The organism is Salipiger sp. D13, assembly GCF_003703915.1.
GTDB classification, from domain to species: Bacteria; Pseudomonadota; Alphaproteobacteria; order Rhodobacterales; family Rhodobacteraceae; genus Salipiger; species Salipiger profundus.
The window spans coordinates 17,984-37,368 of record NZ_ML112591.1; the positions used below are offsets into that span (position 1 = coordinate 17,984).

General features: G+C 66.7%; 15 protein-coding genes and 1 tRNA gene. 8 read left to right on the forward strand and 8 right to left on the reverse strand.

The features are described from left to right. The first annotated feature begins 67 nt into the window (after window positions 1-67). A complete protein-coding gene (locus tag D6860_RS04365) occupies window positions 68-2,455 on the forward strand; it encodes a membrane-bound PQQ-dependent dehydrogenase, glucose/quinate/shikimate family (protein ID WP_076624927.1) in 2,388 nt (795 codons plus the stop codon). Between the two features lie 415 nt (window positions 2,456-2,870). On the opposite strand, the gene D6860_RS04370 is transcribed toward D6860_RS04365, so the two are convergent. The 4 genes from D6860_RS04370 to D6860_RS04385 are packed head-to-tail and all read right to left on the reverse strand — an operon-like array spanning window position 2,871 to window position 7,058. Further along, window positions 2,871-3,890, reverse strand: coding sequence for a glycosyltransferase (locus D6860_RS04370; protein ID WP_076624928.1), 1,020 nt, complete (start codon window positions 3,888-3,890; stop codon window positions 2,871-2,873). A gap of 16 nt (window positions 3,891-3,906) precedes the next feature. Further along, complete coding sequence (locus D6860_RS04375) at window positions 3,907-4,893, reverse strand: glycosyltransferase family 2 protein (protein WP_076624929.1); 987 nt, start codon at window positions 4,891-4,893, stop codon at window positions 3,907-3,909. A gap of 11 nt (window positions 4,894-4,904) precedes the next feature. Next, on the reverse strand, window positions 4,905-5,828 hold the full coding sequence (locus D6860_RS04380) for a glycosyltransferase family 2 protein (protein ID WP_076624930.1): 924 nt from the start codon (window positions 5,826-5,828) through the stop codon (window positions 4,905-4,907). A gap of 3 nt (window positions 5,829-5,831) precedes the next feature. Further along, window positions 5,832-7,058 carry an oligosaccharide flippase family protein gene (locus tag D6860_RS04385; RefSeq protein ID WP_076624931.1) on the reverse strand — a complete coding sequence of 409 codons (1,227 nt, stop codon included), beginning with the start codon at window positions 7,056-7,058 and terminating at the stop codon, window positions 5,832-5,834. Window positions 7,059-7,255: 197 nt separating this feature from the next. Between D6860_RS04385 and D6860_RS04390 the strand changes: the two genes are divergently transcribed. After that, window positions 7,256-8,482 carry a polysaccharide biosynthesis/export family protein gene (locus tag D6860_RS04390; protein ID WP_076624932.1) on the forward strand — a complete coding sequence of 409 codons (1,227 nt, stop codon included), beginning with the start codon at window positions 7,256-7,258 and terminating at the stop codon, window positions 8,480-8,482. 191 nt (window positions 8,483-8,673) lie between these two features. Here D6860_RS04390 and D6860_RS04395 read toward each other — a convergent pair whose 3' ends face one another. After that, window positions 8,674-10,062 (reverse strand): WecB/TagA/CpsF family glycosyltransferase, encoded by a 1,389-nt coding sequence (locus D6860_RS04395; protein WP_076624933.1) that lies wholly within the window; start codon window positions 10,060-10,062, stop codon window positions 8,674-8,676. 291 nt (window positions 10,063-10,353) lie between these two features. Here D6860_RS04395 and D6860_RS04400 point away from each other — a divergent pair, with 291 nt between their 5' ends. From D6860_RS04400 to D6860_RS04410, 3 genes are all read left to right on the forward strand, one after another. Next, the gene (locus D6860_RS04400; RefSeq protein ID WP_076625460.1) at window positions 10,354-10,968 is read left to right on the forward strand and encodes a LuxR C-terminal-related transcriptional regulator; all 615 of its coding nucleotides are present in this window, start codon (window positions 10,354-10,356) and stop codon (window positions 10,966-10,968) included. Window positions 10,969-11,081: 113 nt separating this feature from the next. Next, window positions 11,082-12,518 (forward strand): GumC family protein, encoded by a 1,437-nt coding sequence (locus D6860_RS04405; RefSeq protein WP_076624934.1) that lies wholly within the window; start codon window positions 11,082-11,084, stop codon window positions 12,516-12,518. 26 nt (window positions 12,519-12,544) lie between these two features. After that, complete coding sequence (locus D6860_RS04410; protein ID WP_076625461.1) at window positions 12,545-13,789, forward strand: capsular biosynthesis protein; 1,245 nt, start codon at window positions 12,545-12,547, stop codon at window positions 13,787-13,789. Window positions 13,790-14,301: 512 nt separating this feature from the next. Here D6860_RS04410 and D6860_RS04415 read toward each other — a convergent pair. Continuing rightward, window positions 14,302-15,624, reverse strand: a complete 1,323-nt coding sequence (locus tag D6860_RS04415; RefSeq protein WP_076624935.1) for a mechanosensitive ion channel family protein — start codon at window positions 15,622-15,624, stop codon at window positions 14,302-14,304. A gap of 440 nt (window positions 15,625-16,064) precedes the next feature. Then, window positions 16,065-16,565: a ferritin-like domain-containing protein gene (locus D6860_RS04420; protein WP_017468096.1), complete on the reverse strand. Its 501-nt coding sequence runs from the start codon at window positions 16,563-16,565 to the stop codon at window positions 16,065-16,067. A gap of 195 nt (window positions 16,566-16,760) precedes the next feature. Here D6860_RS04420 and D6860_RS04425 point away from each other — a divergent pair, with 195 nt between their 5' ends. Further along, window positions 16,761-17,195, forward strand: coding sequence for a tyrosine-type recombinase/integrase (locus D6860_RS04425; RefSeq protein ID WP_076624936.1), 435 nt, complete (start codon window positions 16,761-16,763; stop codon window positions 17,193-17,195). A gap of 61 nt (window positions 17,196-17,256) precedes the next feature. Here D6860_RS04425 and D6860_RS04430 read toward each other — a convergent pair. Continuing rightward, window positions 17,257-17,331: transfer RNA gene (locus D6860_RS04430), tRNA-Val, on the reverse strand. A gap of 363 nt (window positions 17,332-17,694) precedes the next feature. Here D6860_RS04430 and D6860_RS04435 point away from each other — a divergent pair. Together D6860_RS04435 and D6860_RS04440 are read left to right on the forward strand one after the other, a co-directional pair. After that, on the forward strand, window positions 17,695-18,393 hold the full coding sequence (locus tag D6860_RS04435) for an HAD family hydrolase (RefSeq protein ID WP_076624937.1): 699 nt from the start codon (window positions 17,695-17,697) through the stop codon (window positions 18,391-18,393). After that, on the forward strand, window positions 18,386-19,333 hold the full coding sequence (locus tag D6860_RS04440) for a sugar-binding transcriptional regulator (protein WP_017468320.1): 948 nt from the start codon (window positions 18,386-18,388) through the stop codon (window positions 19,331-19,333). Before D6860_RS04435 ends, D6860_RS04440 begins: the two co-directional genes overlap by 8 nt. The last annotated feature ends 52 nt before the right edge of the window (window positions 19,334-19,385 follow it).

Consider the following 19,385-nt stretch of genomic DNA (forward strand, 5'->3'; position numbering starts at 1 on the left):
GGGTCGCAGCCCGTCCACTCGAGACCGGCTGACGACGGGATCGTCGTGCAAGAAAAAGACGGACTCCATGACAGAACAATCAACCGACAGGACATGGAAGAAGGCAAGCCTTCTGATCCTTGGCCTCATCCTTGCCGCAACCGGCCTCGCGCTGCTGATCGGCGGGGTTCGCCTGCTGATGCTTGGCGGCTCATTCTATTTTGCACCCGCAGGGCTGGCGCTACTCGCCTCCGGCGTGCTGACGGCGATGCGCAAACCCGCAGGCGCGGTGCTGTACCTCGCGACCTTCGTCGTCACCATTCTTTGGTCGCTGAGCACCAGCGCCTTCGCGCTCTGGCCGCTGATCTCGGACCTGATGGCCCCCGCCGTTCTGGCGGTCGCCGTGCTGCTGCTGCTGCCGGCTTACAAATTCGCGCCGGGCCGCTCCTTCAAGGCGCCGCGCCTCGTCGCCGGCGTGCTGGCCCTTGGCATCGTCGCCACCTTCGCCGGGGCCTTCCAGACCCAGTGGATCGTCAAGCCGCAGGGCACCCCCGACCTCGCCGCAGGTGCCGGAGTCTCGGCGCCCGCCGATGAGGACTGGGCGGTCTGGGGCGGCAACGCCGAGGGCACGCGCTTTTCGTCGCTGACCCAGCTGACGCCCGAGAACGTCGCCCAGCTCGAGCCCGCATGGACCTACCGCACCGGGGAAATCCCCGTCGGCGGCGAAGGCCACATCACGGTGCCGCTGCAGGTGGACGGGATGCTCTACGGCTGCACCCACAGCTCGCGCCTCTTCGCCGTGGACAGCGAGACCGGCGAAGAGATCTGGACCTTCGATCCCGAGGCCGAGGGCAACATCTTCCCCCGCTGCCGTGGCGTGATCTACTACGACACCAACGACGACCCGGCCCCGTCCGAACGCAACGGCGATGTCGCCGCGCTGGACGCCGGTGCGACCTGTTCGCGCCGTATCATCTCGTCGACCGTGGACGCGCGCCTGCTGGCCGTGGACGCGCGCACCGGCGAGCCCTGCGCCGAGTTCGGCGACAACGGCATCTTCGACCTCCGCACCGGCATGGGCGAGATCAAGACCGGCTACTACTTCCAGACCTCCTCGCCGACCGTGGGCCGCGGCCTGATCGTCATCGGCGGCTGGGTGCATGACAACGCCGAAGTGGGCGAGCCCTCGGGCGTGATCCGCGCCTTCGACGCACGCACCTCGGAACTGGTCTGGGCCTGGGACCTGGGCGATCCGTCGATCACCCTGCTGCCGCCCCCGGGCGAGAGCTATTCGCGCGGAACGCCGAACGTCTGGTCGACCATGTCCTATGACGACACGCTGGGCCTCGTGTATCTGCCCGTCGGCAACGCCACCCCCGACTTCTGGGGCGGTCACCGCTCCGAGGCCGCGAACGAGTATTCCTCGTCCATCGTGGCGCTGAACATCGAGACCGGCCGCGAAGCCTGGCATTTCCAGACCACCCACCACGACCTGTGGGATTACGACGTTGCCTCGCAACCGGTGCTTTACGATGCGCCCGACGGCAACGGTGGCACCATCCCGGCGGTCTACCAGCCCACCAAGCGCGGCCATATCTTCGCGCTGAACCGCGAAACCGGCGAGCCCATCGTGCCGGTCGAGGAACGCCCCGTGCCCACCGAAGGCGTCGAAAGCGAGACCTATTCGCCGACGCAGCCCTATTCCAGCTTCCCCTCCTTCGGGACGGAACTGCTGTCGGAAAACCGCATGTGGGGCGCCACCCTGGTGGACCAGCTCTACTGCCGGATCCGCTTCAAGGGCGCGCGCTACGAGGGCGACTTCACCCCGCTGACGACCGATCCCACCATCATCTACCCCGGCTGGTCCGGCGGGATGAACTGGGGCTCGGTGTCGATCAACGAGGATCTCGGCATCATGACGGTGAACGACATCCGTCTGCCGATCATCTCGCGCCTGATCGAACGCGAGACCTTCGACGAGATGTCGGAATCGGGTGAAACGCACGGCGGCGCGGCGGCGATGGCGGGTACGCCCTACGGACTGCAGCAGGATCGCTTCATGTCGCCGCTCGGCATCCCCTGCCAGGAGCCGCCCTTCGGCACCCTGTCGGCGGTCAACCTGAACACCAACGAGGTGCTCTGGTCCAAGCCCCTCGGCACCATCAAGGATGCCGGTCCGCTCGGCATCGCCACCGGGATCGAGATCCCGATCGGCCTGCCCACCCTCGGCGGGTCGGTCAACACGGCATCGGGCCTGGTCTTCATGGCCGGCACGCAGGACTACTTCATCCGGGCGCTGGACGTCCGCACCGGTGAAGAGCTCTGGAAGGGCCGCCTGCCCGTCGGCGGTGAAACCACCCCTATGACCTACGTTTCGCCGGAAAGCGGTCGGCAGTTTCTCGTGATCACTGTGGGCGGCAACCGCGCCACCCCGATCCGGGGCGATTACATCATGGCCTTCGCCCTGCCCGAGTAGGCTGACGTAAGCACATCAGACCTCCCGGCCGGCATCCGCTGGCCGGGAGGCATATGGACTGGGTGCCCAGTCTCAGGCCTGGCCTCCGCGAATGCGCTTCACGCTCAGTCATCCGGTCCCGCTTCCCAAACTTCAGGGAGCTCGACGTCCTGCGCCTTGCGGCCGTTCGTTTCGGATGCGGCGAACTATTGCTTCCCGCCCTTCAGGTCAGTGTCTCGCGAGATGCTGCCTTGCATAAGCTTCGTGCAAGGAATGCCCCTGGTCGAGCCGGCACTTGGGGCCGACCGGCAGCAGTGGGCTGCGAGCGGCCGTAGCGTGCGATTGCTACAGACATCAGCTATCCGACACAAAGTCGCACAGCATCGAGCGAACTGCGCCGCCTCCGGTATCTGCAGACGAAGTAGCGCGACAGGCGTCACACCGTTTGAGTAGTAGTCGACAGCAATGGCGCCGGCCTGTTTCCCTTCTGGATACCTGAAAGAATTTCGCTCCAAGCTGCCGCAAAATCCTGCTCCACCAGGTCCGCGGCTTTCGACGGGCGCGCGGGGTGGATCACCGCCTCGTTGAGCGCCGCTGTCCACCGAGCAACGTCGTGGCCACGGACGAACGTGGCCTCGGGGCCCGCGCTTTCAAGCAGACCGTCGACGTCTGCGCAGACAATCGGCCTTCCGCAGGCGCGGGCTTCGAGCGCGACAAGTCCGTAGGCTTCCCAGCGTGAGGGCATGGCGACGATATCCACGGCAGACATTGCCTCTGTCGCGGAGCCGACATGCCCGAAGAAGCGGATACGTCGGTCATCCTTGGCAAGGGCACGCAGCGCCGTCTCTTCCGGACCCGTGCCGTAGACATGCAGGGACAGGTCCGGGTCGGGAAGATCCCGGAAGGCGCGAATGAGAACGTCGAAGCCCTTCTGACGGTGCAGTCTGCCGATGGCGCCGATGACCCGGGGCGCACCGACGGGCGCGGTCAGCGCACGAAAGCCGGTGAGGTCAACCGCGGGCGGAATGACATGCAGCGCGGAAGCCTGAACGAGGCGACGGCGGACAAGCCATGCCCCTTGCGCTTCGCTCACCGCGACGACCGTTTCGAACAGCGCGTAGGCGCTCCGCAGCATGGCGAAGAAGCGCAACCTTGACGGCACGTTCAGCGCGGCGAAAGCCTCTGTATAGCTGTGCTCGACATGCACGAGCGGGGTGGAGGCGTGCCGGGCCCGCAGCGAGATGAGCCGCGGCAGGCTGCGCCAGCTCAGGCTCAGATGCGACACGATCATGTCGGCGCGGCAGGTCGGCAGCGCCCCCTTGCGGGGCACGATGCGCAGTTCGTGGCGCGCGCGCTGCCCCAGCTGCGGACAAGTCTGGATCTGTTCGAGGACCCGGGTCACGCCACCGGGCGTGGCGTCGTCGAGAAGGTGAAGAACGACGGGACGTGTCGACATGGCGGAAATCTCCCTATCAGGACCGGCCGGCGGTGAGCACGGATTTGGCGAGGCGCATCGGCATGTCGCCGAAACGCGCGGTGGCATGGGCCGCGGCCCAGGTGGTGAGGCTGCGCACAGGCTCCTCGATCAGCGGACGGCGTGACTCGGCAAAGGCGCGGGTTACGAGCCGGCAGGCGAGCGGCCCGTCCCCGCTGGTGACCGCGCGCCGCGCGAGGTAGCGCAGCTGGTAGGCGCGGGCCTCGGGTTCGTGGCGCGCGAAAAAGGCCGGGTCCATCGACCGCAGCTTCGCGACCATCCGTTCCCATGATGCGAGCTGCGCGGGAACATTGGCGGACAGACCGCGGGTGCTGATCCGGTACTCGGTCAGCAGGCCCGGCACGCCTTCGAGCGTCCAGTCGGTCCCGAGCGCGAGACGGAGCCAGCATTCGACATCCTCGGACTGGCGGAAAGCCTCGTCGAAGATCCAGTCGCGCTGCGTCTCGCCGTCGGGACGCCACGCGAGATCGTCCAGCGCCGCGCGGCGGAACACCGGGGCCGATCCGTTGCCCACGGGGTTGCGCTTGAACACATGCGCGGCACTCACCCCGCGAAGCCGCGGCCGTTGCGCGTGACCGATGCGCCGGCCGGCATCGTCGATCATCGCCGAGCCGGCGTAGCTCAGACCGACCTCCGGCAGGCATTGAAGATGCAGCACATGCGCATCCATCTTCTCGGGCAGCCAAAGGTCGTCGGCGTCGCAGAACCCGACCACCTCGCCCGAGGCGGCGGCGACACCGCTGTTGCGTGCGCCGGCGAGGCCGCGATTGGCCTGGCGCACGAGACGGATGCGGTTGTCCCGTGCGGCGAAGCTTCGGGCAACCGACGCCGTGGAGTCGGTCGAGCCGTCGTCGACGACGACGATCTCGATGTCGCGGTAGGTCTGCGAGGTCAACGACAGCAGCGTGTCGGACAGCGTGGCCGCGGCGTTGTAGGCGGGAACGACGATGGAAGCGTAGGGCATCTCGAGTCTCCTCAGTTCGAGAACAGGGCGCGACGCAGCGGACGCGGCAGAAAGGGGTGAAGCAGCGCGGCGAGCGCGATGGGCACGCCGCGGCGGGCCGGGGTCATGAACGCGCGGAAATCGTGGCGGCAGCCCTCGCCCACCAGCCGGCGGGCAATGCGCGCGCCGGTGTCCAGCCGAAGTGCGCGGCGGGCAAGGTAGCGCAGGTGAATGGCCTCGGCGCTGCGGATCGGTCCGAAGCCGAGAGCGGCGGCGGTGCGCAGCGCCTCTTCACGGCCCGCGCGCATGGCCTCGAGGTCGGCCGAGAGCCCGTGCGGGCTGAGCCGGTAGAGCACCTGCTCGTCGTCCTGTCCGACAAGGCGGCTCCCCTGCCCCGCGAGCCGGATCAGGAACTCGAGATCCTCGTTGTGCACGATGTCCGCCCGGAAGCCGCCGAGCGCGGCAAAGACATCGCGGCGCAGCGAGAGGTTCGAGAGCGTGCAGACCGGGTTCTCGCCCATCAGCATCGGCACGGTGACCGGACCTTCCGGCACGGTTGAGCGGGTGCGCACGTCGCGCGGGTCGTCGCGGAAGAAGCCGACCCTGCCGAACACGGCTTCGGCCTCGTCCTTGAGCAGCGGCGCCGCGATGGCCTGCAGCTTGCCCGGATGCCAGAGGTCGTCGGCATCGCAGAAGGCGACGATCCGCCCCTGCGCGCAGGTGAGCGCCCCATGATTGCGCGCCGCGCTCGGCCCCTTGCCCGGGTTGCGCTCCAGCCGCAGCCTCGGCTCATCGCGGCACAGCCGTTCGGCGACCTGCCAGCTGTCGTCGGAGGAGCCGTCCTCGACGAGAATGGCCTCCCACCAGGGCCAGGTCTGCGCCCGCAGCGCGGCGATCGTGGCCGGAAGCGTGTCGGCGGCGTTGTAGACGGGGATGACGACGGAAATCAGCGACATGGCTCAGGCCCTTGCGCGGTTGGGAAGGAAGGCGGCGCCCAGCGCCGGGCGGGACAGCGCCAGCATCATGACGCAGGCGGTGGCGAGGTAGCCCCAGGCGATCGCGGTCAGGCCGTGGGGCGCGGCGATGACCGTGTTGGCCATCATCGCGGCGGTGAGCATCGCGGTGCCGCGCAGTTCGAGCCCCGGGCGGTTCTCGGCGCGCATCCAGCCTGCGGCGGCGGTCCAGATCATCGTCGGAATGGCCGCGAGGCAGAGGATCGAGATCGGCTCGGCGAGCCCCTCCCAGCGCGCGCCGAGAAGCAGCGGCGCGTACCACGGGGCCAGCAGCGACTGCAGGATGACCGCCGGGGCGACGAGACCGACCGACACCGCGAGCCCCTGACGCAGCGCGGCGCCGCGCTCGGAGCTGGCACAGAGATGCGGGAAGAGCACCGAGGCAAATGCGGTAGAGAACGAGGTGGCGAGGCTGAGCCCGGCGTTGAACGCCATGAAGTAGAGGCCGAGGATCTCGGGACCGAGCAGCGCTCCGACGATCAGCTTGTCGGCATGCAGCCGTGCGGCCTTGATGATCTCGGTGCCGAGGATCGGCCAGCCGAAGCGGACAAAGGGGAAGACGGGGGCCCGTCCCGCGGCGGCATCGCCGCGCCACGGGTGCAGGCGACGCATGGACAGCAGCCAGAACGGCGCGGTCAGAAGGCGCGGCAGAACGAGCACCAGCGCCGAGGGCCAGACCATCGCGAGCCCCAGCGACATGAGGTTCGCCATGACGGCCTGGCCTCCCGCGATGGCGGCGGTCTGGCGCAGCTTGCCCGCCCGCAGCGCGAGCCCGGTCTGCACGAGCCCGCCCGGCATGAAGAGATATTCGCCGGCCAGCACGAGGATCAGCCCTGCGAGCATGAGGTTGCCGGTCAGCGCGTAGACGATCCCGGCGAGCAGCGTCTGCGCCGCAAAGAGCCCGGTGCACCAGAGCCAGAACAAGCCGTGCGCCCGGTTGCAGGTCGCATCGAGCTCCGCTTCGGGCGCGGCGATGATGCGTTGCCCGATGCCGTTCTCGGTCAGCGACTTCAGCAGGTCGCCGGCAGCGAGCGCGGCGGCGGCGACGCCGATCTCGGTCGCGTCGAGGGTGCGGGCGACCGCGATCACCACGCCGAGCCGCGACAGCTTCGCCGCGACCTCGGAGGCGCCATACGCCAGCAGGTGGCCAAGCATGGAGGAAGAGCGTGTCATCGGGGTCAGCGTCCTGTTTTAAGGTTTCGCTAACCAATATTACGCGCCAGTCTCGGCTGTCTCCGACGCTGCAGGAGGGCAACAGGTCGCTGTGGCGTTCGCAAATATCCGAACGGATAGGCCGTTGATCCACTTATGCGTGTGGCCATACTGTCTGGGTCTCGCTAAGACCGTAGAAGAGATGACAAGGGGCCTGCATGCCGATCACGCGCACCAAACTTCTCGGGACTTGCCTCGGCCTGACGTTGCTCGTGGCGTGTGGCTCCGCCCCGTCCCCGAAGAACATCGGCCAGGTGCGCTCTGGCGGAGGATATCAGGCCCAGTACCGCGATCCACCGGCTGCGACCGATGCCGAGCCGCTGCTGCTTTCGCCGCGTCGGAACGCAAGTACCTGTACGCGGGGCGGCGCCCTCTCGGACGACGCCGGGAGTGCCAAGGGAGACAGGCTTGCCGCGGTTGCGCTGAGAGGAGAGCGACTGTCGCGCAATGACCTTGTCGACGTGCGTGTCGGTGACGACGAAACCTTCAACGGCGACTACGTCGTGTCCGGGGACGGCACCCTGAAGCTGCCGTTCCTTCCGCCGGTTCCGGCACAGGGGCGCAGCCCATCCGATATCGAAGCCGACCTTGCCGTGCTGCTGGTGCGCGAAGGCCTCTATGACGAGGCACCGAGGCTCTCGGTGCGGCTTGCCGATTTCGCGACCATCAGCGTCGCGGTGTCCGGTGCCGTGTTCGAGCCCCACGCGGTCGAGATCGGGCAGCGCGCGGGCGACATCGACACCGCCCGGCAGCGCGCGCTGGGAGCCTCCACCGAGGCCCGCAACCTTTCCGCCGCGCTGCGCGCCGTGGGCGGCGTGCGACCGGATGCCGACCTTTCGGCGATCGAGCTGCATCGCGGAGGCAGATCCTACACGCTCGACATGCGGGGCGTCTTCAAGGGACGGCACGCAATGGACGTGATGCTGCTCACCGGGGACGAAGTCGTCGTCCCGTCGCGGCAGTGCTTCCAGGACGACCTGATGCGCCCGAGCCCGCTCAGCCCGCCGGGTGTGTCGCTGTTCCTGTCGAACCTCACGCAACCCGCGACGGGCAACGCCCCGTCCGCCATCGGGCGTGAGGTCCGCGAGATCCCCTATGGCACCCGCTTCATGCAGGCGGTGGTGGATACCAATTGCGTCGGCGGCGCCCGCGCGACGAGCGCGCATCGCTCGGCAATCCTTTTCACGCGCAACCCGATGACCGGAGTCTCCATCGTGATCGAGCGCAACATCGAGGACATGCTGCGCCGCGCCGACCGCGACGATTACGACCCCTACCTTCTGCCGGGCGATGCAATCGCCTGTTACGACAGCAATGTCACCAACCTGTCGGAAGCAGCACGGGTCGTCGGGGGTGTCGCCGCGGCGAGCGCGCTTCTGCGCTGATTGCGCCGGAAAGGAACGAAGCACGGCACCGGTCGAGTGACGTGATTCCGATCGGTTGAAACGCAGAGGGCCGCCTTGGAAAAGCGGCCCTGCCATCGTGCAGATTCATTTACGCTCTTTGTGAATGCCCGGAGGGCGCGGGCCCGAGACGTTGCGGACCTATCCGGCGGAACGGGTCCGCAGGTCGCTGCCTAGTAGGCGCCCCGCCCCGAGATCACCGCCCGGGCCGTCATGGCCAGCAGCAGCACATCGAGCAGCAGGCTGCGCGACCGGACGTAGGCAACGTCCATGTCGATCATCTTCGCGAAGCCGATGTCTGCCCGACCCGCGACCTGCCACAGCCCGGTAAGGCCCGGACGCACGCGCAGCCGTTCGAGCGCCGGGGCCGGATAGGCCGCGACTTCCGAGGGCAGAGCCGGCCGCGGCCCCACGAGCGACATCTGCCCGAAAAAGACATTCGCGATTTGCGGCAGCTCGTCGAGGGAATACCGGCGCAGGAGACGACCGATGCGGGTCACGCGCGGATCGTGTCGCGACTTGAAACAGATGCCGTCACGGTCGGATGCCGCCCGGATCGCCGCGAGCCGCGCCTCGGCATCGGGGAACATCGTCCGGAACTTGAGGATGGTGAACCGCTGACCGTCCCGACCGACCCGCACCTGGCGGAACAGCACCGGTCCGCGGCTGTCGAGCCGGATCAGCGCCGCGAGCGCCAGCAGCAGCGGCGCGAGCACGAGAAGCAGGCCGCCGCTCAGAGCGATGTCGAACAGGCGTTTGGACACCGCCTCGGGACCGGCCTGGCGCAGGGCATGATGGCTGGCCCGCGCGAGGAAGACCCCGTTGCCGAGCAGGTATCGCTTCGCAAGGCGTCGCGGTTCCTGCAGAAGCCGCCAGCCCCACTCCATGCGGCACTTGCGAACGATGCCGGGCGCCCGGCGCACGTTCCCGGCCAGGAAGTCGAACAGCGCGCCGACACCGAGCACCAGCCGTGGCGACAGGACGTCGAGGTGGCGATCGATCCACATCTCCTGCATCGGCACCCCCATCGCGACCAGAAGGATGTCGGCGCTCGAGGCGTTGATGGCGGCCACGGCACGGTCGGAGTCGGCCGCGCCGTCGTAGCCGTCGAGCGTGCCCGCGATCCGCAGTCCGGGGATCGTCGTGGCAAGCTTGCGCGCGGCAGCTTCGGCGGTGCCGGGCTTCGCGCCGAAAAGGAAGACCGAGAGGCCCTGCCGTGCAGCGCGCCTGAGCAGTGCCGGCGTGAAGTCCGTGCCGTTGAGGTTCTCGGTCAGGTTCGTCCCGGTCATGCGGGCGGCAAGCTCGACCCCGATCCCGTCGGGCAGCACCATGTCGGCACGGGCCAGGGCTGCGGCATACGACCGGTCACGCGCGCGCAGGTTGGCGCAATGTGCATTCAGGAAAAAGACGCTGCGCGCCGAGCCCTCCAGCAAGGCGGCGACAGTCTGCTCCGTCGTGGCATCGACCACGGGCAGCCCGAGCACCGGGCGCGTCGGCACGGCGCTTGCGAGAGCGGAAACGGGGGCGGCAGCCTGAAAGGCGCGAGAGGAATGATGTTGCATGGTGAGGGCGCTCCGAGGCGTGAACTTGATCGCCCTATACGTGTCCCTTGCTGGTGCATTGCTGCAATTCCGAGAAGGGATTGGTCGATGACGCGGAAGACGCTTCCGCGAAGCCAACGGGCCGTTTCAGTCCCGAATGACTGCCGAAACTCCCCAGCGGTTTTTCGAGCCATCCGATGGGATATCCTCGGCACCCCTTTCCCCCGTCCAACTTGGTTTCCGAAGTATTAAACGACGCAGCGGCCAGCGATATTATGCCGATGCACGTTGGGAGGATGGAGACGCGTGACGATGAGAATCCTGATTGCAGACGACCACGACCTTCTGCGCGATACGCTGATCGCGTTTCTCGGAGCGGAGGACGGGATCGAGGTGGGGAGCGCCGCGAGCTTCGAGGACGCCCGGGAGCGGATTCTCGAGGACGAGGCCTACGATCTCGTTCTGCTCGACTACAACATGCCGGGCATGAGAGGTCTCGAAAGCCTCACGGAAGCGATCGGGATCGAAGGTGGGCAGCGCGTGGCGCTGATATCGGGGCAAGCGACGCGCGAGATCGCCGAGCAGGCGCTCGGCGCCGGCGCCGCGGGGTTCGTCCCCAAGACCCTGCCGGCGAAGTCGCTGGTGAACGCGGTGCGCTTCATGGCCATGGGCGAGCAATACGCCCCCATCGATTTCATGACCGCCCAGGAAAACGCCGCGGCGCACCCGCTGGCCCAGCGTCTCAGCGAACGCGAGCGCGCTGTGCTGAAACGGCTGAGCGAAGGGAAGTCCAACAAGATGATCGCGCGCGATCTCGAGCTGACCGAGCCGACGATAAAGTTCCACATGAAGACGATCTATCGCAAGCTCGAGGTCAACAACCGGACCCAGGCCGCCGTCGTGGCGCGTGACGCCGGTCTCTTCTGATCTGCCCCTATCCGTTGGGATTGCCTGGGGCGCGATTGCCCTTCGCATCGCACCTGCCGCGCAAGCGCCTGACGACAGCCCAACGACTATGGTGCCCGTAAAAGGAGAGCGCCATGACCATGCAAGACTTCGCCCCGACCGACCGCCCCGTCCGACCCGCGCGGCGTTCGCGTGCCTTTCTTCGCCGTGCGCTCATGGGCGGCGCCGTCACCGACCGTCACCGGCTGCCGCGCTATCTGTGGATCGGCATACTGGGTCTCGCGGCGATCTGGGCTCCGATCACCGGCTACCTCAAGACGGCCGCGCCGGTCTTTGCCAGTCACATGTCGCTGATCCTGCCCGGCTCGGGCGCGTCGTCGTCGGTCAACCTCGCCGAGATCGGGCAGGCCTCAAGCTACGCCAACTCGGCTTTCTCCAGCAACAGCATCAGCCCGACCGAAACCTACAAGCGGCTGCTCGCCGCCGACCGTGTCGTGCGCGATGCCGCCGACAGGCTCGGGCTCTCGGCCGAAGCCTTCGGCAAGCCGCAGGTGCAGCTCGTCGACCAGACCGCGTTCATCCACGTGAAGATCACCGGCCCGACCCCCGAGGAGGCACAGGCCCGCAACGGCGCGATCCGCGAGGCGTTCTTCGCCGAGATCGACCGTCTTCGTGGTGACGAGCTCGACACGCGTCAGAGCGGCGGCCTGCAGGCCATTCGCGAATACCAGGAGTCGGTCGCGGCAACCCGCGAAGAGATCGACGGGCTGCGTGAGACGACGGGGCTATACTCGGTCGAACAATACGACCGGCAGGTCGACGAGACCGATGCCCTGCGGGCGAAGATCGACACCGCCACCGCCGAGTTCGTGCGCAAGGCCGCAGCCGTTCGCGGGCTCGAAACGCGGCTCCAGACAGATGCGGAGACCGCCGCGCGCGTCCTGCGCCTCAACGGCGACAGCGCCTACGTCGCGCTTACGGACGCGATGGCACAGGCGGCCACCGAGCTTGCACAGGCCCGCGCCCGTTTCGGCGCGCGCCACCCCGAGGTCGTCAAGGCCGCGTCGGCCATGGAGGCCGCGCAGGCCAAGGCCGCAACCCGCGCCGGGGAATTGACGGGGCCTCCGATAACGCTCGACGGCGCGCTGAACGGCGGCCGGTCGGCGCTTCTGGGAGAGCTGGTCCGCCAGGAAGCCGATCGGGCGGGCCTCGAGGCAGAGCTCGCCGAGCTGCGCACCCTGCTCACGATCCAGACCGAACGCCTCGACCGGCTCGCCCCCCTCGCCGCGCGGCTCGAAGACCTGCAGCGTGATTTCAACGTCGCCGAGGCGGTCTTCGCTTCGGCAATCGCGCGGACCCAGTCGAGCAAGTCCGATATCTATGCTTCCTACCCCCTCGTGCAGGTGCTCGAAGACCCCACGCTGCCCGAGGACCCGTCGTCTCCGCGCAAGAAGCTGGCGATTGCAGCCGGAGGCGCGGCGAGCTTTCTGCTGTTCATTTCCCTGTCGCTGGGCTGGCTGCGGCGCGCCCTGATCGAGAAACTGCTCGCCGAGAAGGCGCGGCTCTCTTGACCGCCCCCGCCAACCCGGCCGAGCGCATGGTCTGGAAGACCATCGTCTGGACATGGCCGCTCTACGGGCTCGGCGCGCTCTACGTCGTTGGACCGGTCATCGCGTGGCTCCTGGCCGGGCTGGTGGCGCTGTCGCTCTACCTGGGGCCGGCCATCCGGTCGGACCTGCGCGCGACCGGGCCGATCCCGCCGGTCGTGCAGCTATGGATGGTTGCCATGCTGGTGATGCTGGTCGCGCTCTGGGCCGGGCACATGAACTGGAACCTCGGTCTCAAGCAGACGATCAAGTCGTCGATCGGCTGGGCCAAGGGCTGGGCGCTGCTGGCGCTGTTCCCGCTCGCGGGCGCGGTGCTTCCGATCCGCCGCGAGGTGCTGATCCGTGCCATGTGCCGGCTTGGTTTCTGGACCTTATGCATTTCGCCGGTCCTGCTGATCGCGCCCTACATCGGCCTGCCCGAGCGGATCTGGACATCACCGCTGAAGGCGGTGGGAGGCCCGGGGCCGGAGTATTTCTCGGTCTATTTCTTCACCTACGACCCGGCCTCGTGGACACCGCGCTGGCAGTTCTACGCGCCATGGTCGCCCTTCGCGGCACTTCTCGGGGTGACCATGGTCCTCTTCGCGTTGGAAGAGAAGGAGAATCGCTGGCGCGCGGCCGGGCTTGCCGCGGGCACGCTCATGATCCTCGCCTCGAAGTCCCGGATGGGGCTCGTGGGGCTCGTCGCCTGCACCATCGGTCCCCGCATGATGCCGCTCGTCCTGCGCAGCTGGGCGTGGGCCATGCTCGCCGCCGTCGCAGCCTCGCTCGCGGTGATCGGACCCTGGCTGATCCAGACCATCGGTGCCGGGGTGGACTCGTTCAAGGGCGCCCGCGCCGACAGCACGCGGGTCCGTGCCACCTTGCAGCGCATCGCACACGAGCGCTGGCAGGAAGAGGCCGTCTGGTTCGGCCATGGCACCGTTCAGCCCGGTCCGCATATCGTCGAATTCATGCCGATAGGAAGTCACCACACCTGGTTCGGCCTGCTCTTCGTGAAGGGGCTGGTCGGCTTCTTTGCCCTGGCCTTGCCGTTGGCAGCACAGACGGCACTGGCGCTCAAGGATGCGGCCCTTTCCGACCGTGGACGTTTGCCGCTTGGCCTGTGCATGGTTCTGGTTCTGCTGTCGTTCGGCGAAAACGTCGAAATAGAAGCCTATCTTCTCTGGCCCGCCCTGATGGCCTTGGGCATCCACGCTCGGGAATGTGCTTCGGACAGAGTTGAGATGCAGTAGCTCTGAGGTTGGCGCTTCCTGTTCAACGTCGCGAGCGTGCACTGCGCCCCCGCGCCACAATCGACGCGGGCGAGCGGCCCTTCTCACACCCTGAACGCCATTCGCACCGTTACGCGCCCGTAGATCGCGACGAGACCACCGCTCCCCGGAAAGATGGCGCCGCGGAGGCCGACGATGCCCGATTGGACGCCCGCGAGGCGGGTTCTGCGTCTACCGGGATGACGAGGCCTCAGGAGAGCGAAAACGCTATCAGCTTGCAGCACGCACGCGAGCGGAAGCGGAAACCGAGCGCCGTGACCGATACCTGAAAGAGGCGGCTGAACCTCACTGCGGCGCACCCCACATCCGGCTCGCAGTGATCCTCCTGCTCGCCACGGGCGCCCGGGTTGGCGCGGTGCTGGATCTCGAATGGACCGGATCGACTTCGACCGTGGCGTGATCGCTCCCCGCCTGCCCGACATCACCTACATACGGACGCAAGAAGGCTTCACTTACCTCAAGGCGCTTGACACCTATTCACGCGGTGCGCTCTTCGCGAGAAGATCATCGCTGTCTTGGCGCTCAGCGTCGACAAGAGGGATCAGCGCCGCTTCTTCCGATTTATGGACCGAGGGCTCCAGCGATAAAGCGGGTGCATGCGGCATTGATGCCTTGCGCCGTGGCGGTTCGGAGGGGGCCGCTGACAGCCCCGCCCCTTCCAGGCGAATGCGATAAGTCGTGTCGGGGATCGCCACCCCAGCTTCTTCGATGGCAGTCTTGACCAATCGAATGGCGTCTCCGCGTGCCGTGGAAAAGCCTGTCTCGGTCTGGTCGACCCAGCCAGTCACACGCAGGATGGCGCCGGACTCGGTGATGTTCTCGATCCAGACCAGCTCTTCCGGGTCGTCCAGCACGAAAGGCAAAGCCTTCAGCGTCGCCTGTGCCAAGCTGCGCGTCGCCTCGAGATCCGCGTCAGGGTCGATGCCGATGTCGAACATGAACCGCCGCGCCGGATACTGCGTGTAGTTCACGATCTTGCCCTTGAAGACAGTCGCGTTCGGGATGCGGATGTGATTGCCGTCGAGCGACAGCAAGATCGTCGCGCGCGAGGTCAGTCGGATCACGCGGCCGACGTCGCCTTCGATCTCCACCAGGTCGTTCGGGCGAAAAGGTTGGCGCAGGCTCAACATGACGGACGCTACGAAGTTCTCCACCGTGTCGCGGACGGCAAAGCCGATGGCAAGACCGATGATCCCCGCAGCGCCGAGGATCGTGCCTAGCAGGGCCGCCGCCCCCACGACATCCAGCGCAACCACAATGCCGATGATCCCGGAGGCGACGCGGAACGCCTGCCGATAAAGCTCGGCGATGAAGGCGTTGGGGGAGATGCGGTCCCAAAATCGCATTCGCGCCACGAGGAAGCCCGCCGCGACGATCACCAAAAAGGCCACGAACGCCAGCAAAAGCAAAGGTAGACGGGAGATCAGCTGCGCAACCCGCGCCCGGAAGCGATCAACCGCGGGATTGATCTGACTGGCGAGCTCATCCGGAGCCGTGAGCGCGTTGTTCACCGCGACGACACCCTCGAGGCGCTCGGCGATGCTCTCGGCCTTCTCGCTGATGGATGGGTCCGCGACGGTCCCCGCAAGCGATATGACCCCAGCGTCGACGCTGACCGAGATCCCTTCGAATTCGAGAGCTCCGAGGATGGCTCGCAAGCGAGTCGCGACGGCCGCGTCGTCAGGTACGTTCTCGACTGCAAGCGTGGGCAAGGCATCCGCCTCGGTCACGACATCCTGGGCCAGGACCTGGCACGGGACAAGTATGAGGGTGAGGCAAAGGAGGACCTTGTTCATACCTCTCCCAGATAGCGTATTCCATGGGGGCGCCAACAGGACATGCAGTTGATCGGCATCAGTCCGGCGTCGCGAACGGTCAATCGGCCAAGCACCGGAGTCTTCCATACTGCGTCATGGCATGCTCTGGATGTGAGGTCGCATTCCTGGTGATCATCGCTTGGCGGCACTTCGCAGCCACATGGCTGGTGCGCGATCGGTTCCAGCCCGGACTATGGCGTTTGCCAACCTTTCGCTGCGGCAGCTCACCGCCCTCCCGGGTCTCTGCGAAATCCATGCCATCCGCAGCATGCAGGCAGTGATCGACGCGGGTGGCTGTTTCCAGTTATCTGCTGGGTCCGGCGCGAAGATCGGCTGAGCCCCCTCGCGCGTGACTGCCTCCCAAAATGAAGGGGCCACACGATTCCTCGCGCGGCCCCGACTGTCAGCTAAAGGCTAGCTCAAGAAGCTGCCTCCTTGTTGACCCCGCCCCGCATCGCGATTTCGGTCATGCGGCGGTCACCGTCATAGGTCTCGTCCAGGCATTTCTGAAGGACCGCGGCGTCGGTGTCCAAGCCGAGACGGTTGGCGAAGGCGGCTAGCGTGCCGTAGCCGGCCAGTGCATAGTGAACCATGCGCTGGTATTGCGGGATGATTGCGGCATCACGCACGTCAGGGTCGGTGATATCATTCGACAACCCGTGGACGCGCGCCTCTTTGACGAGGCCCTCCATACCCTTGCAGTGTTCTGCGTTCGGCTTGATGCCGTGTTCGTTGCACAGTTTCTCGATCTCGGCGAGACCATCATAAATACCATTGCCACCGTCAATCAGAGCTTCGGACAGATCCTTGTCTTGAGCTGCGCGCCCCAGTTCCGTCACGACGGGCAAGGACTGGGTGTTGGCGCTCCAGATGTCCTGAAGTTGGTCGAGGTAGATATCCTTGAGCGAATTCATGGCCATGTCGGTGTCCTTTACTTCGGTTCCTCTCCCAACCTAGGAGCACCTTCGAAGGTTCCTCTGGCACCCTGAAAAGCCGCAGACGGACAAGCGCGTCCTGAACAGGGGAGAGGCAAGAGCGCTGATCGACGGCGGCCACGATCCGCACGTCCGGCGCGCCCTTGTGCTGTTGCTCGGGACAGGGCCCGCCTCGGGGCCGTGCTGGATCTGACTTGGGACCGGGTGGATCTCGAGCGCGGGACGATCAATCTTCGGCTTGAGGACAGCGTGACGAGGAAAGGCCGGGCAGTCCTACCGATGAACAATGCGACCCGCCCGGCCCTGATGGCAGCCCACGAAGCCGCTCTTGCAGACAATGTGATCGAATACGCCGGGCGCCGAGTGAAGGGAATCCGCACCGGCTTTGCCAATGCGGTGGCGCGTTCCGGGATCGGCCATGTCCGTATTCACGATCTCCGCCACACCGCGGCGGTGGCAATGCTTTCCGAGGAAGTGCCGCTCGAGAAGGTCAGCGAGATGCTTGATCACTCCAAGATGGCCGTGACGTTCTCGACCTGCGCAGGATTCCTGCCGCAACACATGCAGGACGCGGTGGATGTGCTCGATTTCGCGAGCCTGAAACGCGGGGCATAGGTCCACCGACCCTGACGCAGTTCGTTACAGCGCGGCGCATCGTTGAAAGACAAAGAAAAGATGGTGGGTGATAGAGGATTTGAACCTCTGACATCTTCGATGTGAACGAAGCGCTCTACCACTGAGCTAATCACCCGGTAGCGGGTCTATTAAGGAAAGCCGGCAGGAGACGCAAGAGGTCAAACACCGGGTTTCGAGGATTTTCTTCACGGCCGTCGGACACAGCAGCAGAGCCACTTTTCAGAGCCCGACACACGATGTTGCGAGGGGAAAACGGCCCCCGCAGGAGGGACAGGATGCCCTCCTGCCCTGATCCTGTCGCGCATCGCGGCGGCGCTCGCCCCGCAGGCGGTTGGCGTGGGGAATCGCCGACGCCACGCCTTCTCGCGCGTCTCCTCGAGCCGGGCCAGCGGCGACAAAGCGGCCCGTGGGTGCGCGTGACGCTGGCCCCCGACGCGCGCATCATCTAGACCGCTGCCACGGCACGAAAGGGGCAGTCATGGCAGACACGGAGCTTGTCATCTTCGATTTCGACGGCGTGGTCGTCGACAGCGAGGTCATCAGCGCGCGCATGCTGGTCGCCGAGCTGGCGCAGCACGGTGTCGATGTCGACCTGCCCTATATCGCCGAACACTTCCTCGGTCGCAGCTACCCGGTGGTTCTCGCGCAGGTCCGGAGCGCCTTCGGCATCACCCTGCCCGAGGGCTTCGAGGCCGACTACCGCGCGCGGCTGGTCGAAGCGTTTCGCCATGAGCTGCGTGTGATGGCCGGACTGCGCGACTTCGTGACGTCGCTCGCCGTGCCCTACTGCATCGCCACCAGCTCGAGCCCGGCGCGGGTGGCGCAATCGATCGAGATTGCCGGGCTGGGCGATCTCTTCGACGGGCGCATCACCACCGCGTCCGAGGTGACAAGGGGCAAGCCGGCACCGGATCTGCCCCTGCGCGCCGCCGAGAAGGCCGGTGTCGCGCCCGGGGCCTGCGTGATCATCGAGGACTCGCTTGCCGGCCTGCGCGCCGGGCTCGCCGCCCGCATGACGGTCTGGCAGTTCACCGGCGGCAGCCACTTCGCCGGCATGGTCCCGCCCGCCTCGCCCGATGCGACGCCGCATCGGACGTTTGCAGAATTCCCCGAGGTCGCGCATTTTGCGCCGCAGCTTCTGAAACCCGCCATGAGGGAGAGCCGCACGGATGGCTGACGACAGCGAAGTCCTGCCGCAGGATATCGCCGCACGGGCGGCGTGGCTCTACTATGTCGGCGGGCTGCGCCAGGACCAGATCGCGCAGGAGCTGGGCATCTCGCGGCAGCGGGCGCAGCGCATGGTGGCGCGCGCGATGGCCGAAGGGCTGGTACGGGTGCGCATCGATCATCCGATCGCGGAATGTCTCGATCTCGAACGGGCGTTGCGCCGCAAGTTCGGGCTGAGCCGGGCGCGCGTGGCGCCCCGCCTCGGGCCCGGGCATGACGCCCTACGCGCCATCGCGCCCTTTGCCGCGCCCGAGGTCGAGCGGATCTTCCGGGAGGAAACCCCGAAGCTCGTCGGCCTCGGCACCGGGCGGACGCTGCGCGCGGTGATCGAGGAGATGCAGACCATCTCGGCGAAGCAGCACAAGATGGTCTCGCTCATCGGCAACGTCTCGCCCGACGGCTCGGCGTCCTTCTACGAGGTCATCATGCGCGCCGCCGACAAGACCGGTGCGCCACACTACCCGATGTCGGTGCCGGTCGTCGCCCGCGACGCCGAGGAATTCGCGATCTACCGCGCGCTGCCGCACGTGCAGGCGCTGCGCAAGCTCGCCGCGCAGGCCGACATCACCATCGTCGGCATCGGCCAGATGGCCGATGACGCGCCGCTCTTCGTCGACGGGTTCATCACCGAGGGCGAGCTCAAGTCGGTGCAGCAGGCTGGCGCGGCCGGCGAGCTCTGCGGCTATATCTTCGATTCCGACGGGCAGTATCTGGATCATCCCGTCAATGATTTCATGGTCGGATGCCGCGTTCCGGTGAACGACAACCCCGTCATGTGCATCGGCGGAGGCGTGAGCAAGATCAAGGCGTTGAGGGCCGCTCTTAAGGGTAATCTCATCGACGAGCTCATCACGGACGAACTGACCGCCGCCGAATTGATCAGCAGCTAATCAAGACCCTGCTCCCAAAACGAGCTTGACTCGACTCGTTGGGTCATGTGAG